Annotated in this window: 16 protein-coding genes; 11 read left to right on the top strand and 5 right to left on the bottom strand. The window is 74.1% G+C overall.

Translation table 11 applies throughout. From position 1 onward, the window contains the following. Positions 1-75: 75 nt before the first annotated feature. Positions 76-1,512 (bottom strand): helix-turn-helix domain-containing protein, encoded by a 1,437-nt coding sequence (locus tag IE99_RS0111900; protein ID WP_030168304.1) that lies wholly within the window; start codon positions 1,510-1,512, stop codon positions 76-78. Positions 1,513-1,663: 151 nt separating this feature from the next. On the opposite strand from IE99_RS0111900, the gene aceA reads away from it, so the two are divergent. From aceA to IE99_RS0111880, 4 genes are all read left to right on the top strand, one after another. Further along, positions 1,664-2,947, top strand: a complete 1,284-nt coding sequence (gene aceA, locus IE99_RS0111895) for an isocitrate lyase (protein ID WP_030168301.1) — start codon at positions 1,664-1,666, stop codon at positions 2,945-2,947. Positions 2,948-3,171: 224 nt separating this feature from the next. Next, complete coding sequence (locus tag IE99_RS0111890) at positions 3,172-3,960, top strand: ABC transporter permease (protein WP_030168298.1); 789 nt, start codon at positions 3,172-3,174, stop codon at positions 3,958-3,960. 19 nt (positions 3,961-3,979) lie between these two features. Continuing rightward, complete coding sequence (locus IE99_RS0111885) at positions 3,980-4,765, top strand: ABC transporter permease (RefSeq protein WP_030168295.1); 786 nt, start codon at positions 3,980-3,982, stop codon at positions 4,763-4,765. A gap of 10 nt (positions 4,766-4,775) precedes the next feature. Continuing rightward, a complete protein-coding gene (locus IE99_RS0111880) occupies positions 4,776-5,777 on the top strand; it encodes an ABC transporter ATP-binding protein (protein WP_051712414.1) in 1,002 nt (333 codons plus the stop codon). On the opposite strand, the gene IE99_RS0111875 is transcribed toward IE99_RS0111880, so the two are convergent. Continuing rightward, the gene (locus IE99_RS0111875) at positions 5,756-6,226 is read right to left on the bottom strand and encodes a hypothetical protein (RefSeq protein ID WP_051712413.1); all 471 of its coding nucleotides are present in this window, start codon (positions 6,224-6,226) and stop codon (positions 5,756-5,758) included. The genes IE99_RS0111880 and IE99_RS0111875 overlap by 22 nt on opposite strands. Before the next feature lie 240 nt (positions 6,227-6,466). Between IE99_RS0111875 and IE99_RS0111870 the strand changes: the two genes are divergently transcribed. The 5 genes from IE99_RS0111870 (at position 6,467) to IE99_RS0111850 (ending at position 10,968) form a co-directional block, all read left to right on the top strand. Beyond that, positions 6,467-7,123: a hypothetical protein gene (locus IE99_RS0111870; RefSeq protein ID WP_211258789.1), complete on the top strand. Its 657-nt coding sequence runs from the start codon at positions 6,467-6,469 to the stop codon at positions 7,121-7,123. Between the two features lie 7 nt (positions 7,124-7,130). After that, complete coding sequence (locus IE99_RS30220; protein WP_051712412.1) at positions 7,131-7,778, top strand: hypothetical protein; 648 nt, start codon at positions 7,131-7,133, stop codon at positions 7,776-7,778. A gap of 228 nt (positions 7,779-8,006) precedes the next feature. Next, positions 8,007-9,416 (top strand): aldehyde dehydrogenase family protein, encoded by a 1,410-nt coding sequence (locus IE99_RS0111860; protein ID WP_245623169.1) that lies wholly within the window; start codon positions 8,007-8,009, stop codon positions 9,414-9,416. A gap of 96 nt (positions 9,417-9,512) precedes the next feature. Further along, positions 9,513-10,109 carry a hypothetical protein gene (locus IE99_RS0111855; RefSeq protein ID WP_245623168.1) on the top strand — a complete coding sequence of 199 codons (597 nt, stop codon included), beginning with the start codon at positions 9,513-9,515 and terminating at the stop codon, positions 10,107-10,109. Between the two features lie 7 nt (positions 10,110-10,116). Continuing rightward, positions 10,117-10,968, top strand: coding sequence for a helix-turn-helix domain-containing protein (locus tag IE99_RS0111850; protein ID WP_084219449.1), 852 nt, complete (start codon positions 10,117-10,119; stop codon positions 10,966-10,968). Between the two features lie 8 nt (positions 10,969-10,976). On the opposite strand, the gene IE99_RS0111845 is transcribed toward IE99_RS0111850, so the two are convergent. From IE99_RS0111845 to IE99_RS0111835, 3 genes are read right to left on the bottom strand one after another with little or no spacing between them, the layout of a single operon-like run. After that, complete coding sequence (locus IE99_RS0111845) at positions 10,977-11,306, bottom strand: DMT family transporter (protein ID WP_030168269.1); 330 nt, start codon at positions 11,304-11,306, stop codon at positions 10,977-10,979. A gap of 19 nt (positions 11,307-11,325) precedes the next feature. After that, a complete protein-coding gene (locus tag IE99_RS0111840; protein ID WP_211258788.1) occupies positions 11,326-12,213 on the bottom strand; it encodes an LLM class flavin-dependent oxidoreductase in 888 nt (295 codons plus the stop codon). A 32-nt stretch (positions 12,214-12,245) separates the two neighbouring features. Continuing rightward, positions 12,246-13,364 carry a helix-turn-helix domain-containing protein gene (locus IE99_RS0111835; RefSeq protein WP_030168263.1) on the bottom strand — a complete coding sequence of 373 codons (1,119 nt, stop codon included), beginning with the start codon at positions 13,362-13,364 and terminating at the stop codon, positions 12,246-12,248. A gap of 136 nt (positions 13,365-13,500) precedes the next feature. Here IE99_RS0111835 and IE99_RS0111830 point away from each other — a divergent pair, with 136 nt between their 5' ends. Together IE99_RS0111830 and IE99_RS0111825 are read left to right on the top strand one after the other, a co-directional pair. Next, positions 13,501-14,295, top strand: a complete 795-nt coding sequence (locus tag IE99_RS0111830; RefSeq protein ID WP_030168261.1) for a class II aldolase/adducin family protein — start codon at positions 13,501-13,503, stop codon at positions 14,293-14,295. A 58-nt stretch (positions 14,296-14,353) separates the two neighbouring features. Further along, positions 14,354-15,400, top strand: coding sequence for a Gfo/Idh/MocA family oxidoreductase (locus tag IE99_RS0111825; protein WP_030168258.1), 1,047 nt, complete (start codon positions 14,354-14,356; stop codon positions 15,398-15,400). Positions 15,401-15,409: the final 9 nt, after the last annotated feature.

Below are 15,409 nucleotides of genomic sequence, written 5' to 3'. Positions count from 1 at the left end.
GAACCCTGATCATTCACCCGGGGGAGGGAGAACGGGCATGCGACCCAGGAAGTTAACGGGCCGACAACACGCCCGTCACTCCGCGGCGTGCTTGTCCAGGAAGGTGTAGACGTCCGCCTCGTCCACGCCCGGGAAGGCGCCCGGCGGCAGGACGGACAGGACGTGGGAGTGCGCCCGCGCCGACGGCCAGACCATGCCCTCCCAGCGGTCCGACAGCTCCTTCGGGGGCCGCTGGCAGCAGTCGCCGTCCGGGCAGGCCGACTTGACGCGGCGGGTCGTCTCCCGGCCGCGGAACCAGCGGGAGTCCTCGAACCGGACGCCGAGGGTGATCGCGAAGTCGCGCTCGTGGCTCGGGTCGATGTGCGACAGGCACCAGTACGTTCCCTTGGGGGTGTCGGTGTACTGGTAGTAGACGGAGAAGCGGTCCTCGGCGGTGAACACGTGCCGCCCGGCCCACTCGCGGCACATCCGCTGGCCCTCGATGGCGCCGTCCTCGTCCTGCGGGAACGCCAGGCCGTCGTTGGCGTACGCCTTGTAGATGGTGCCGTTCTCGTCGTTCTTGGTGAAGTGCAGCTGCAGGTCGAGGTGGTGGGTCGCCATGTTGGTGAACCGGTGCGCCGCCATCTCGTAGGAGACGGAGAACACGTCCGCGAGGTCCTCGACCGACAGCTCCCGCGCCGCCTTCGCGTCCCGCAGGAACGGCACGACGCTGACCTCCGGCATGAGGATCGCGGCGCCGAAGTAGTTGGCCTCGACGCGCTGGCGGAGGAAGTCGGCGAAGTCGCGGGGCTGGTCGTGGTCCAGCGCGATGTGGCCGAGGGTCTGCAGCAGGATCGTGCGGGGCGTGTGCATGCCGAGCTGCTCGCGCTCCAGGTAGATCCGCCGGTTCCGCAGGTCGGTGATCGACCGGACGGACCGGGGCAGGTCCTGGACGTAGCGGAGCGTGAAGCCGAAGTGCCCGACCAGGGTCATCAGCATGCCCTGGGACACGGCGCCGCCCCGGTAGCCGACGGCGTCGAGGGTCTGGGCGGCGACCCGCTCGATGTCGGCGAAGTGGTTGCCGCGCTCGTGCATCTGGCGGCGCAGCTCGGCGTTGGCCTTGCGGGCCTCCTCGGGGCTCGCGGTCGGCTTCGTCCGGCTGCGTTTGAGCTCCCCGTACAGGGCGAGGATGTGCTCGATGATCTCGTTGGGCATCCGCTTGCCGACCTTGAGGTGCGACAGGCCGAGCGTCCGGTAGAGGGGGTCGCGCTGGGCCTCCTCCAGGGCGATCTCGAGCTGGGCGCGGCGGGACGGCGGCTGGCGGCGCAGCAGTTCTTCCACCGGGCATTCGAGGGCGGTGGCGAGGGACTGCAGGAGCGACAGCTTGGGTTCGCGGCGGCCGTTCTCCAGCAGGCTGAGCTGGGACGGCGCGCGCCCGACGCGCTCACCGAGATCCGACAGCGTCATCCCGCGAGCGCGCCGCAGGTGGCGCAGACGCTGCCCGAAGGTGACGAGATCTACGTCACTCGTCAAGTTGAGGGGTTCTTCTGGCCGCAAGGTCGTCACGCCTTGATGGTACCGGAATTTTCGAAGTTCTTCTGTTACCCGCGAGTTCATTTAGGTCTTGCGGAGGGGGCATAGTCGTGGTCAAGCACCCAGGGGACGGCACAGAAGGGCTGGAGACATGAGCGAAGGTCGCCTCAAGGGCGCAGCGGAAGAGCTGCAGCGGCAGTGGGACACCGACGAGCGCTGGAAGGGCATCGAGCGGACCTACTCCGCCGAGGACGTCGTCCGGCTGCGCGGTTCGGTCCAGGAGGAGCACACCCTCGCGCGCCTCGGCGCCGAGCGCCTGTGGAAGCTGCTGCACGAGGAGGACTACGTCCACTCGCTCGGCGCGCTCACCGGCATGCAGGCGGTCCAGCAGGTGAAGGCCGGCCTCAAGGCCATCTACCTGTCCGGCTGGCAGGTCGCCGCGGACGCCAACCTGGCGGGCCAGACCTACCCCGACCAGAGCATCTACCCGGCGAACTCGGTCCCGGCCGTCGTGCGCCGCATCAACAACGCCCTGCTGCGCGCCGACGAGGTCCAGTGGGCCGAGGGCTCGGGCGACACGCACTACCTCGCCCCGATCGTGGCGGACGCCGAGGCCGGCTTCGGCGGCGTCCTCAACGCCTTCGAGCTGATGAAGGGCATGATCGCCGCCGGTGCGGCGGGCGTGCACTGGGAGGACCAGCTGGCCTCCGAGAAGAAGTGCGGCCACCTCGGCGGCAAGGTCCTCATCCCGACCTCGCAGCACATCAAGACGCTCAACACGGCCCGCCTCGCCGCGGACCTCGCCGGCGTCCCGTCCCTGATCATCGCGCGGACCGACGCCGAGGCCGCGACCCTGATCACGACGGACGTCGACGAGCGCGACCGCGAGTTCATCACCGGCGAGCGCACCGCCGAGGGCTTCTACCGGGTCCGCAACGGCATCGAGCCCTGCATCGCCCGCGCCAAGGCCTACGCGCCGTACTCCGACCTCATCTGGATGGAGACCGGCACCCCGGACCTGGAGCTGGCCCGCAAGTTCGCCGAGGCCGTCAAGGCCGAGTACCCGGACCAGATGCTGGCCTACAACTGCTCCCCGTCCTTCAACTGGAAGCAGCACCTGGACGACGCGACCATCGCGAAGTTCCAGCGCGAGCTCGGCCACATGGGCTTCAAGTTCCAGTTCATCACCCTGGCGGGCTTCCACGCCCTCAACTACGGGATGTTCGACCTGGCCCACGGCTACGCCCGCGAGGGCATGACGGCCTACGTCAACCTCCAGGAGCGCGAGTTCGCGGCGGCCGACCGCGGCTTCACCGCGGTCAAGCACCAGCGCGAGGCCGGCACCGGCTACTTCGACATGGTGTCCACCGCGATCGCGCCGGACAGCTCCACCACCGCCCTCAAGGGCTCGACCGAAGAGGGCCAGTTCCACTGAGTCCCCTCGGCCTCGGCCTCGCGCGCCCACCCTGCGGACCGCTCCACGACCGTTCCCGGGCGCGCGAAGGCCGAGTGCGAACGACCCCTTGATCCGCCGGCCCCCCTCCGGTGACACGGAAGGCCCCCGCGCTCCTACACCCGCGGGGGCCTTCTGTACTTCCCATCGTCCTCTGTGGGAAATGACATGGTGACGCAGAGCCACCCTGGCTAAGCTCCCGACGAGTGGGCGTTCTTCCGTGGGCGTGGTGGTTCGGCTTCCGCCGCCATTCCGCGTACCCGCTGGGCGCCCTGGCGGAGGCCGTGACGAACACGGCGTTCGGGTTCATGCGCGCCTACGTCCTGCTCGCCCTGTGGGCGGCGCGTCCGGCGCTCGGCGGGTACGACGCCGCCGACGCCGTCACCTTCTGCTTCATCACCCAGGCGCTCATCGGGCCCGTGCAGATCTTCGGCGGCATCGACCTCACCGAGCGGATCCGCACCGGGGACGTCGCCATCGACCTGCACCGCCCCGTCGGCCTCCAGGGCTGGTGGCTGGCCGACGACCTCGGCCGGGCGGCCGCCGCCCTGCTGCTGCGCGGCGGGCCGCCGCTACTGGCGGGCGCGCTGGTGTTCCCGCTCACCGTTCCCGGCCCGGCCGCGTCCGCCGCGTTCGCGGCGGCCGTCCTGCTCGCGGTCGTGGTGGGCTTCGCGCTCCGCTACCTGGTGGCGCTCAGCGCGTTCTGGGTCCACGACCACCGCGGCCCGGAGGCCGTCGCCCTGGTCCTGTCGCTGTTCTTCTCCGGGATGATCCTTCCGCTCGTCGTGTTCCCCGGCGCGCTCGGCTCCGCCGCGATGGCCCTGCCGTGGGCCGCGCTGATCCAGGTTCCCGCCGACGTGTTCCTCGGGCGGCGCACCGGAGCGGGGCTGCTCGGCGCCCTCGGCTTCCAGGCCGGCTGGGCGCTCGTCCTGCTCGGCGCGGGCGCGCTGCTGACCCGGGCGGCGCGGCGGAGGCTGGTGGTGCACGGTGGCTGACCCGGCCGGCGCCGCCCGGATGTACGCCCTGCTGGCCTGGACGTGGATCCGCGCGGCCGCGCAGTACCCGGTGTCCCTCGCCATGCTGACGGCCGGGACGGCGGTCGTCACCGGCCTGGACGTCGCCGCGATCGCGCTCATGTTCACCCGCGCGCCGCGGATCGCCGGCTTCGACGTCGCCGAGGCCCTGTTCCTGTACGGGACGGCCACACTGTCGTTCGGGATCGCCGACCTGGTGCTCGGCAGCACCGAACGGCTGGGCGAGCACGTGCGGCGGGGCACCCTGGACGCGATGCTCGTCCGGCCGGTCAGCCCGCTGATCCAGGTGGCGACGGAGGAGTACTCGCCGCGCCGGGTCGGCAAGCTCGTCCCGGCCGTGACGGTGCTCGCGCTCGCGCTCCCCCGGCTGGACACCACCTGGACGCCCGGCCGGGTCGCGATGGTCCCGGCCATGGTGGCGGCGGGCGCGTTCATCTTCGGGGGGCTGTGGGTGCTGGCGGGCGCGGTCCAGTTCGTCCTGCTGGAGAGCCGCGGGGCCACGAAGGCGCTCACCTACGGCGGCGGGTTCCTCACCCAGTACCCGATGTCGATGTTCGCCCGCGACCTCGTGCGGGGCGTCACGTTCGTCGTGCCGCTGGCGTTCGTGAACTGGCAGCCCGCCCTGTACGTCCTGGACCGTCCCGACCCGCTGGGCCTGCCGGGCGCGGCGCGGTTCGCCTCGCCCGCGGTGGCGGCGCTGGTCTGCGCGGTGGCGGCGGTGGCGTGGCGGGCAGGGCTGCGGCACTACCGGTCGACGGGAAGCTGAGGAGGACGCGATGGGTGACGCGGTGATCGAGGCCGCCGCGCTGACGAAGACCTTCACGCGGGCGGGCGGCGTGCTGCGGCGCCGTGCCCGGACGGCCGTGACCGCCGTGGACGCGGTGTCGTTCACCGTCCGGCGCGGCGAGTTCGTCGGCTACCTCGGCCCGAACGGCGCGGGCAAGTCCACGACGATCAAGATGCTGACCGGCATCCTCGCCGCGTCGTCGGGGTCGCTGACGGTGTGCGGGCTGGACCCGTCCCGCCGCCGCACCGCGCTGGCCCGCCGGATCGGCGTCGTGTTCGGGCAGCGCACCACGCTCTGGTGGGACCTGCCGCTGCGCGACAGCCTCACGCTCGTCCGGCGGCTCTACCGGGTGGAGGCGGCCGCGCACCGGACGCGGCTCGCCGAGCTCACGGCGCTGCTGGAGCTGGAGCCGTTCCTGGCGACGCCCGTCCGGCAGCTCAGCCTCGGGCAGCGGATGCGCGGCGACCTCGCGGCGGCCCTGCTGCACGACCCGGAGCTGCTCGTCCTGGACGAGCCCACCATCGGCCTGGACGTGGTCAGCAAGGCGACCGTCCGGGAGTTCCTGGCCCGGATCAACGCCGAGCGGGGCACCACGATCCTGCTGACCACGCACGACCTCGGCGACATCGAGCGGCTCTGCCGCCGGGTGATGATCATCGATCACGGGCGGCTGGCGTACGACGGCGGCCTGGGCGAGCTGCGCCGCACCGTGGGCGCCGACCGGGTCCTGGTGGTCGAGCTGGACCGCCCCGCGCCGCCGATCGCGCTGGACGGGATCGAGGCCGAGCGGGCGGACGGGCCGCGCCAGTGGCTGCGGCTGCCGCCCGCGGCGAACGCGGCGGCGGTCATCGCGGCGCTCGCGGCCCGCTACGACGTCCGCGACATCGCACTTCGGGAGACGGGGATCGAGGACGTCCTCGCGTCCCTGTACCGGGGCGACCGGGCGTACGGGCGGCCCGCGCCCGGCGGTCAGCGCTCGAGCGCCGAGTAGTACGCCCGGTCGGCCGCCTCGGCCTCGTGGCCGGAACCCCAGCGGCGCGGCGCCCAGGTGGGCATGAGCAGCGCGAACCCCATCATCGCGTAGACGCCGGAGCCGAGCAGCAGCCGCAGGCCGGTGTCGAGGTCGCCGGCCGGCGGCACCCGGCCGGGCAGGTCGAGGACGCGGCCGGGGTCGAACAGGAAGTACCCGCTGAGGCCCAGCAGGGCCAGGGCGGGGACGAGCGACACCAGCGGCGACGCCCAGCGCGCGACGATCACGACGCCCGTCACGAGACCGACCGCGGCGAGGAGCGCGAAGGCCCCGTACATGCGGGTGTCGTCGGTGATCTCCCGCCCGGTTCCGTCGAACGACTGCCCGGCCTGCGCGTACCCCCAGGCGGTGCCGTAGAGCAGCGCCGGGGTCAGCAGGACGCCGAGGATGAGGCCGAAGGCATGGCGCACCGCGCATCACTTCCCATCGGACGCGCCGCGACCCGGCGCGGGGGGTGGTTCCGCGCTCAGCACAGCACGCGAACCGGGCGCCTCACAGCATATCGGCGCGGATCACACAGAGAGGCGATCTTCGGGGCGAATCAGGACCGAAACCGTGGCGGAACATGGCCGCTACCAGGGTTTCGTTTGACCTGCCCGCCTCCGGGCATCGGGCGCCCATTCGATCCGACGCACGTTGGAGGACAGACCATGTCGACCGTCATCGTGGTCGTCGTCGCGGCCCTCGCCGTCGCGGCCGTCGCGGGGGTCGCGTACCTCGCCTGGACCCGGGCGCGGACCCGGCGGCTGCGCCGCCGGTTCGGCCCCGAGTACGACCGCACCGTGGAGAGCAGCGGCGGCCGCGCCGCCGCCGAGCGGGAGCTGATGTCCCGCGAGCAGCGGCACGGGGAACTGGAGCTGCGGGACCTCGACCCCTCGCAGCGGGAGCAGTACCGGGAGCAGTGGATCCGCGTCCAGGAGCGGTTCGTCGACACCCCGGAGGCGGCCGTCGAGCAGGCGGACGGCCTCGTCACGGTGGTGATGGGCGAGCGCGGCTACCCGACGCACGGCTTCGAGGAGCGGGTCGCCCACCTGTCGGTGGAGCACGGCCGGACGCTGGAGCACTACAGGCACGCGCACGACATCAGCGCGCGGGCGCGGGCCAAGGAGGCGTCCACGGAAGAGCTGCGGCAGGCCATGGTGCACTACCGCGCCCTGTTCGAGGAGCTGCTGCAGGTGCCCGCCACCGACCGCCTCGGCGACCGCGCCGACGGCCACCACGACAGCGTCGCGGAACCCCGCGCGGAAGCCGCCGGCAGGGCACCTGCCGAAACACCCGCAAAGGGCGACGAGACGCCGAGGAGCTGAGCGAGTGATGGACCATTCCAGGCGACCGGACGGCACCACGTCCCCGGACGGCACCGCGACCCCGAGTGACACCCGGGTGGCGGGGCAGCCGAAACCGCCGTCGGAGCCCCGACGGCACGCGGCACCCCCGCAGCAGGCCGCATCCCCGCGGCCGGGCGCGGCACCCGGGCAGGACACGGCCTCCCAGCCGGGCACGGCGCCCCGCCAGGGCGCGGCGTCCCGGCCGGGCGCGGTACCCGGGCAGGACACGGCTTCGCAGCGTGACACGGCTCCTCAGCCCGTCGCGGTTCCCCGGCAGGGCGCGGCCCCGGGCCAGGCGGGCGAGCGGCCTGAGGCGCAGGGGCACGGGCCCGCGGCGGACTCCGCCCGGCGAGGGCTGCCGGAACGGCTGCTCGACCCGTCGGACAGCGAGCGGTTCCGGCAGCGGTGGCGGGAGGTGCAGTCCGGGTTCGTGGACGACCCCGCCGAGGCCGTCCGCCGCGCGGACGAGCTGGCCGGCGAGGTCACGGACGCGCTGGGGCGGGCGGTCGCCGCGCACCGCCGGGCGTTGTCGGAGGCGCCCGCCCCGGGCCGGGACGAGCGGCCCGACACCGAGCGGCTCCGTCTGGCGCTGCGCGGCTACCGGGACCTGCTGGACCGCGTGTTCGACGCCTAGCAGCGGCGCTGCGGTATCCGTCGAGGGGCCGCGCGGCCGTCATCCGCCGAGGAAGCGGGTGAGGGCCGCGCGGCCCTTCCGTCGTCCCGGTCCTCGCCTGATGCGGCCCGCCCCCTTCCGCGCGGCGTGCGGGCCGCCCGTACGGGAAGTGGCCCGCGCTCTCGTATTCCGGCCGCTCCGGGTGAATACTGAACGTCGTTCGGTTCTGTGTCTGAGCGGAGGGTCAACGTGCCGGAGCACTTCACCATGACGATCGGCGGCGAGTCCGTCGCCGCCCCCGCGACCTTCGGGGTCGTCGATCCGGCCACCGGGGAGGTGGCCGAGCAGGCGCCCGACGCGTCCCGCGACCAGCTCGACGCCGCGATGGCCGCCGCCCGGGACGCCTTCCCGGCGTGGCGCGCCGACGAGCCGGCCCGGCGCAAGGCGCTGCTGGCCGCCGCCGACGTCCTGTTCGCCCGGTCCGAGGAGATCGGCCGCATCATCACCCTGGAGCAGGGCAAGCCCCTGGCCGACGCGACGATGGAGGTCGTCGCCGGCGGCGTCTGGCTCAAGTACTACGCCGAGCTCGAACTGCCCCCCGAGGTCATCCAGGACGACGCGTCCGCGCGCGTCGAGGTGGTGCGGCGGCCGATGGGCGTGGTGGCGGCGATCACGCCGTGGAACTACCCGCTGCTGCTCGGCATGTGGAAGATCGCGCCCGCGCTGCTCGCCGGCAACACGATGGTGCTGAAGCCGTCCCCTTACACGCCGCTGTCCAGCCTCAAGGTCGGCGAGGTGCTGCGGGACGTCCTGCCGCCGGGCGTGCTCAACGTCGTCACCGGCGGCGACGAGCTCGGCGCCTGGATGACCGCGCACCCGGTCCCGCGCAAGATCAGCTTCACCGGCAGCGTCGAGACGGGCAAGCGGGTCGCGTCGGCCGCCGCGCCCGACCTGAAGCGGGTCACCCTCGAGCTCGGCGGCAACGACGCGGCGATCGTGCTGGACGACGCCGACCCGGCCGCGATCGCCGAGAAGCTGTTCGGCGCCGCGTTCATGAACAACGGCCAGGTCTGCTCGGCGATCAAGCGGGTGTACGCGCCGGAGTCGCTGTACGGCGACGTCGTGGAGGCGCTCGCCGCGCGCGCCAGGTCGGTGAAGGTCGGCAACGGCATGGAGGAGGGCGTCCAGTACGGGCCGATCAACAACCGGCCGCAGTACGAGCGCGTGTCGGAACTCGTCGCCGACGCCATCGCGGGCGGCGCCCGCGCGGCCGCCGGCGGCAGGCCGATCGACGGCCCCGGGTACTTCTTCGAGCCGACGATCCTCGCCGACATCGCCGACGGCGTCCGGATCGTGGACGAGGAGCAGTTCGGCCCCGCGCTGCCGGTCATCAGGTACGGCTCCCTCGACGAGGCGCTCGCCCGCGCCAACGGCACGAGCTTCGGCCTGTCCGGCTCGGTGTGGAGCGCGGACGCCGACCGCGCGGCGGAGGTCGCGGGCCGCCTCGAGTGCGGCACCGCATGGGTGAACACGCACCTCGCCCTCGCCCCGCACCAGCCGTTCGGCGGCTTCAAGTGGAGCGGCGTCGGCGTCGAGAACGGCCCGTGGGGCCTGCACGGCTTCACCGAGCTCCAGGTGCTGCACCGCGCGAAGGCGTGACCGCGGCGGCGGACCTCCGCCCGGGGGTCCGCCGCGGTGTGCGACACTCTCCGCACGGGGGCCTGCCCGATCGCTGAGCCGACCACGGAGGGCCGAGTGCCGAGCGTCCGCACGAATCGCGATCTCTATCTGCATTTCCTGCGGCTCGGGCGGGAGGTGCGGGCGGCGTCGTGGTCGCTGTCGGCGTTCCTGCGCGCGCTCTGGAAGGCGGCGGCGCCGCTGGGCGACCGCGCCGATCTGCGACCGGACGACGTCGCGGCGCTGTTCGCGGCAGCGGCCGGCACGGCCCCGCCGCCCTACGACCCGGCGTGGAGCGGCAAGGACCTGTCCCTGTCCGGGGCCCCCGAGGGGTTCGCCGACTGGGAGCGGGTCGTCCTGTCCCAGCTCGCCGACCTGGAGGACTTCCTCGCGCACCCGCCCGGCCCGGACGCCCGGTTCGGCGTGGACGCGCCGCGCCCGCCCGGCTCCGGTCCCCGCGCCACCCCGGCCCGCTGGTACAACTTCGATCCGGCGACGTACCTGGAGTGCGCGGCGGCCGGCGGCCTCGGCGGCTGGGACGCCGCCGACGGCGCCCGCGTCCCGCTGCCCGCCGCCCCGGGGAGCCCGCCCGTCCGCTCCCCCGTCCGCGAGCTCACCACGATGACGTGGGGCGACCTCGCGCGGCTCGCGGTGTGCGGGCAGATGTACGAGTAGCCGGCGGATGGGCGGCAGGCCGGTCGAGATCGGCGACCGGGGTGGCTGGTGGCTGGCGCGGGGCCGCCCGCATCCGGCGCTGCGCCCGTTCCTGCGCTCCTACGACGGCTACTGGGAGCAGGGGGGCGTCCCGGGCCGGACGCGGACGCTTCCGGGCGGCACCGCGACCGTGATCCTCAATCTGGGGCCGCCGCTGTACCTCCGGTTCCCCGATCCCGGCGCCGGAGCCCGGCACTACGGCTCGTTCGTCGCGGGCCTGTACGACGGGCCCGGCGGATACGAGCATCCGGGCGGCCTGCGCGGCGTCCAGCTCGATATCACCCCGCTGGGCTGCTACACGCTGCTCGGCGTCCCGATGGGGCGGCTCACGAACGCCGCCGCGGAGCTGCCGGACCTGCTCGGCCCGTCCGCCGCGCGGCTCGTCGAGCGGCTCGCGGAGGCGCCGTCCTGGGCCGCGCGGTTCGACCTGCTCGACGCGTTCCTGCTGGCGCGGCTGGAGGCGGGGCCCGCGCCGGATCCGGAGGTGGCGCACGCCTGGCGGCTGCTCGCGGCCGGAGGCGGCATCACCGTCGCGGCGCTGGCCGCCGAGGTCGGCTGGAGCCGCGGGCATCTGGCGCGGCGGTTCCGCGACCAGGCCGGGCTCCCGCCGAAGGCGGCGGCGCGGGTGCTGCGCTTCGAGCGGGCCGTCGCGATGCTCTCGGACGGCGCGGACCTCGCCGGCACCGCGTCCGCGTGCGGCTACTACGACCAGGCCCACCTCAGCCGCGACTTCCGCGCGCTCGGAGGCGGGACTCCGACCGCGCTGATCGCGGAGCTGCTCGGGCGGCGCCGCGGGAGCACCCTCGCCGAGCCCGTCTGAGGCGCCGCTCAGCCGTGGCCGACGCCGCCGCCGAGGTTCATCACGACGACGCCCACGACGATGATCGCCGCACCCGCGACCGTGACGGGGCGGACCGGCTCGTCGAACAGCAGGACGCCGCCGGCGAACGCGCCGACGGTCCCGAGCGCCGACCAGATCGCGTAGACGGGGCCGACGTTGAGCGAGGTGAGCGCCTTCGCCATCAGCGCGAACGACAGCAGGTACCCCACGATCACGACTGCGGTGGGCCCGGCCTTGGACAGCCCCTCGCTGCCGCGCAGCGCGAGGGTGGCGGTGACCTCGAAGAGGATGGCGAAGGCGAGCAGGACGAACGGCATGCGGGGGTTCCTCGTGGGCTCAGGAGCGGTCGGCGCCGCGGTGTTCGGCGGCGATCGCCTCGAACACCGTCATGTCGGCGTCCCACTGGGTGCCGGGGCGCGGCCAGTGCAGGGCGATCTCGGTGATGCCGAGCTCGGCGTAGCGCCCGGCGAGGTCGGTGAACGCGGCCGGCGACGCCAGCCAAGGATCGTCGGTGAAGCCCGTCATCAGCATGAGGTTCCCCACCTCGCGGCCCTCCTCGGCGCACGCGGCGCGGAGGGCGGCGACCCGGTCGCGGACGACGTCCCGCGCCGCGCGGCCCTCGGCGTGGCCGGAGGTGACCCAGCCGTCACCGTAGCGGGCGGCGAGCGCAAGGCCGCGCGGCCCGTCCCCGGCGATCATGAAGGGGACGCGGGGGCGCTGCACGCACGGCGAGGCGAGCACCTCGCGCGCGGAGTAGTGGGCCCCCTCGAAGGTGGTCTCGGGGCCGCGCAGGAGCCGGTCGAGCAGCGTGGTCCACTCGGTGAAGCGGGCCGTGCGCTCGCCGCGCGTCCACTCGTCTCCGCCGAGGACCCCGGCGTCGGACCTGCGGTTCGTGCCGCCGGAGCCGATGCCGACGGTGAGGCGGCCGCCGCTCACGTGGTCGATCGTCCTGATCGCGTGCGCGGTGGGCACCGGATGCCGGAAGTTCGGGGACGTGACGAGCGTGCCGAGCCGGATCCGGGACGTGACGGCGGCGGCCGCGGCGAGCGTCGTGTAGGCGTCGTACCAGGGGGTCGTGCCGCGCCAGGCGAGGTGGTCGTACACCCAGGCGTGGTGGAACCCGAGATCCTCCGCCCGCCGCCACAGCTCCCCCGCCTCCGGCCAGGACGCCGTGGGCCACATCACCGTGCTGATCCGCACCCGTATCTCCCCTTCGAGCGGCATGATCCCATCAGATCATCCGGCGGTGGGCCCCGTCATCCCGCGCCGAGCCAGTGCCGCAGCGCCCACCACCGGTTCGCGGCCCTCGGAACCGCCGCCCCGCCGGACGCGTCGAGCAGCGGCTCCCCCGTCAGCTCCTTGAAGCGCCGCACGCGGTACTTCACGGTGTTGCCGTGCACGTGAAGCGCGGCGGCCGTGGGCGCGACGCGCCCGCCGTGGTCGAGGTAGGCGAGCGCGGTCACGGCCAGCTCGACGTGGAACGGGTCGTCCCGGTCGAGGCCGTGCAGGAGATCGGCGGCCAGCAGGCCGCCGAGCTCGGGTTCGGCGTCGGCGGCGGTGAGCAGCGCGAGGTCGGTGAGGGCGCGCAGCCCGGTCAGCCCGGCGGCGGCTCCCGCGCGCAGCGCCCGGCGGCCGAGGGCGTAGCGGGGCGCGACGGCGGCGGGGCGGGCGGGCGGCGCGGCGACCAGCAGCGGGCCGGTGAGCGGCGGGTCCGGCAGCCGGGCGACGAGCGCGGCGAGCCGCCCGTCGACGAGCCCGCACAGCCCCGGCCCGGCCGCCGTCAGGGCGGTCTCCAGCCGCGCGGCGACGGCGGGGTCGCTGACGTCCGACACGACGCAGTGGTACGCGGCGGCGGGGTCGAGGGGGGCGCGCACCGTCACGGCCTCCCCGTGCAGGAGCTGCCGCAGCAGCTGCACCCGGGACTCCCGGGTGGTGCGGGCCATCTCCAGCTCGGCGATCCGGTGGGCGTGCACCATCCGGTGGACGAGCGCGGTCGTGATCTCGTCGATGCGGGACACCCCGTCCAGGAGCACGCCGTCGGGGACGCCGGTGCGGCGGCCCTCGTCGACGAGGGTCCGGACGAGGTGGGCGCGGCCCGCCTGGAAGCCGTCCAGGAGGGCGGCGACGGGGACGCCCTGCCGCGCCCGGTCCGAGCCGAGCAGCTCCGCGGCGGCGAGCACCTCGGCGCCCGGACCGCCGCCGGCCAGGGCGGCGCGCACGCCACGCACCAGCGCGCGGGTGTGCCGCCGCGTCTCCTCCTCGGGCAGCGCGGCGACCAGCTCGGACCTGCTCCGGGCGGCCTGGACGGTCGCCTCCAGCGTCGCGGCGTCGTCGGCCCGCTCGATCAGGAGCCGCAGGAATCGGTCGCCCTCCATGCGTCCATTCTGTGCCCTGGTTGTCCCGCCGGGACAACCGGATCCGCCCGGCTTGGACCGCACCGGCCTTTACCGGCCGTCCCGCGATGGTGTTCGGTGGGCGCAGAACAACCACAGACGACCCCGGAGCGCGCCGATGTCCGATGAGGAAGAGTTCCTCGAGAAGCTGCCGACCAATCTGATCTTCCGGCTGCCGCCGGCCTTCGACAGCGTCGAGGACGAGCGCCGGCACCGGAAGGAGCGCCTGACGGCCGCGCTGCGGATCTTCGGGAAGTTCGGCTTCGAGGAGGGCGTCGCCGGCCACATCACCGCCCGCGACCCCGAGCGCACCGACCACTTCTGGGTCAACCCGTTCGGCATGTCCTTCAAGCACATCACCGTCAGCGACCTGATCCTGGTGAACCACGAGGGCAAGGTCGTCGAGGGCCGCTACCCGGTCAACGAGGCCGCGTTCGCGATCCACTCGCAGGTCCACCAGGCGCGCCCGGACGTCGTCGCCGCCGCGCACAGCCACTCCACCTACGGGCGGGCGATGTCGGCGCTCGGCCGGAAGCTGGAGCCGATCACGCAGGACGTCTGCGCGTTCTACCAGGACCACGGCCTGTTCGACGACTACACCGGCGTCGTCACCGACCTGGAGGAGGGCAAGCGGATCGCCGCCGCCCTCGGCGGGAGCAAGGCGGTCATCCTGCGCAACCACGGGCTGCTGACGGTCGGCGACACCGTCGACGCGGCCGCCTGGTGGTTCATCACGATGGAGCGGTCCTGCCAGGTGCAGCTGCTCGCGAAGGCGGCCGGGGAGGTCGTCCCGATCGAGCACGAGAACGCCGTCCTCACGCACGGGCAGATCGGCAATGACCTGGTCGGCTGGATCAACTACCAGCCGCTGTACGACCAGATCACCCGGGAGCAGCCCGACCTGTTCGACTGATCCCGGTACGGCGACCCCGCCGCCGCGCCCCCGCCGCCGCATCGGCCATGATCAGGGCATGGACCTGCGTGTTGCGCTGATCGGATACGGCACCGGGGGCGCGGTGTTCCACGCCCCCCTGATCTCCTCGGCGGCCGGGCTGCGGCTCGCCGCCGTGGTGACGGGCGACCCCGCCCGGCAGGACGCCGTCCGCGAGCGGTACCCGGACACGCGGGTCCTGGACGGCGCCGACCGGCTGTGGGGCGTCACCGGCGCCTACGACCTCGTCGTGATCACCGCGCCGAACCGGCACCACGTCCCCCTCGCCCGGACGGCCCTCACCTCCGGGATGCCGGTCGTGGTCGACAAGCCGGTGGCCGCCTCCGCCGCGGACGCCCGGTCGCTGGCCGCGCTGAGCGCCGTCCGTGGCCTGCCGGTCGTCCCGTTCCACAACCGCCGCTGGGACGGCGACTTCCGGACGGTGCAGCGCCTCGTCACGTCCGGGGCCCTCGGCGGCATCCGGCGGTTCGAGTCGCGGTTCGAGCGCTGGCGTCCCGAGGTCAGGGCGGGCTGGAAGGAGAGCGGCGACCCCCGCGACGCGGGCGGCATCCTCTACGACCTCGGCTCCCACCTCATCGACCAGGCGATCACGCTGTTCGGCCGCCCGGCGGCCGTGTACGCCGAGATCGACACCCGCCGGCCGGGAGCCGCCGCCCCCGACGACGTCTTCCTCGCGCTGACCCACGCGGACGGCGTCCGGTCGCACCTGTGGATGTCCGCGGCCGCCGCGCAGCTCGGCCCCCGCTTCCGCGTCCTCGGCGGCAGGGCGTCCTACACCGTGTCGGGGATGGACGTGCAGGAGGAGTCGCTCCGCGCGGGCATGACGCCGAGGGACCCCGGCTACGGCACGGCGCCCGCCGCGGCGTACGGCCGGGTCGGCACACCGGGCGACGACCGTCCCGAACCGACCGATCCGGGCGCCTACCAGGACTTCTACGCGGCGGTGGCGGCGGCGCTGCGGGGCGAGGGCCCGCCGCCTGTCACCCTCGCCGACGCGATCACGGGCCTGGAGGTCATCGAGGCGGCGGCGCGCTCCGCCCGTGACCGCACGGTCGTCGAGCTCTGACGGCGGGCC

Source organism: Spirillospora albida (genome assembly GCF_000718255.1).
GTDB lineage: Bacteria > Actinomycetota > Actinomycetes > Streptosporangiales > Streptosporangiaceae > Spirillospora > Spirillospora albida.
The sequence above is the reverse complement of the archived record's forward strand: the minus strand, read 5'-3'. Positions and strand labels throughout refer to the sequence as shown.

Coding starts and splice junctions, on each gene's coding strand:
- IE99_RS0111840 (WP_211258788.1), bottom strand. CDS start 12,213: ATGCCGCTCGAAGGGGAGATACGGGTGCGGATCAGCACGGTGATGTGG.
- IE99_RS0111870 (WP_211258789.1), top strand. CDS start 6,467: ATGTCGACCGTCATCGTGGTCGTCGTCGCGGCCCTCGCCGTCGCGGCC.
- IE99_RS0111835 (WP_030168263.1), bottom strand. CDS start 13,364: ATGGAGGGCGACCGATTCCTGCGGCTCCTGATCGAGCGGGCCGACGAC.
- IE99_RS0111830 (WP_030168261.1), top strand. CDS start 13,501: ATGTCCGATGAGGAAGAGTTCCTCGAGAAGCTGCCGACCAATCTGATC.
- IE99_RS0111845 (WP_030168269.1), bottom strand. CDS start 11,306: ATGCCGTTCGTCCTGCTCGCCTTCGCCATCCTCTTCGAGGTCACCGCC.
- IE99_RS0111825 (WP_030168258.1), top strand. CDS start 14,354: ATGGACCTGCGTGTTGCGCTGATCGGATACGGCACCGGGGGCGCGGTG.
- IE99_RS0111880 (WP_051712414.1), top strand. CDS start 4,776: ATGGGTGACGCGGTGATCGAGGCCGCCGCGCTGACGAAGACCTTCACG.
- IE99_RS30220 (WP_051712412.1), top strand. CDS start 7,131: ATGGACCATTCCAGGCGACCGGACGGCACCACGTCCCCGGACGGCACC.
- IE99_RS0111850 (WP_084219449.1), top strand. CDS start 10,117: ATGGGCGGCAGGCCGGTCGAGATCGGCGACCGGGGTGGCTGGTGGCTG.
- aceA (WP_030168301.1), top strand. CDS start 1,664: ATGAGCGAAGGTCGCCTCAAGGGCGCAGCGGAAGAGCTGCAGCGGCAG.
- IE99_RS0111885 (WP_030168295.1), top strand. CDS start 3,980: ATGTACGCCCTGCTGGCCTGGACGTGGATCCGCGCGGCCGCGCAGTAC.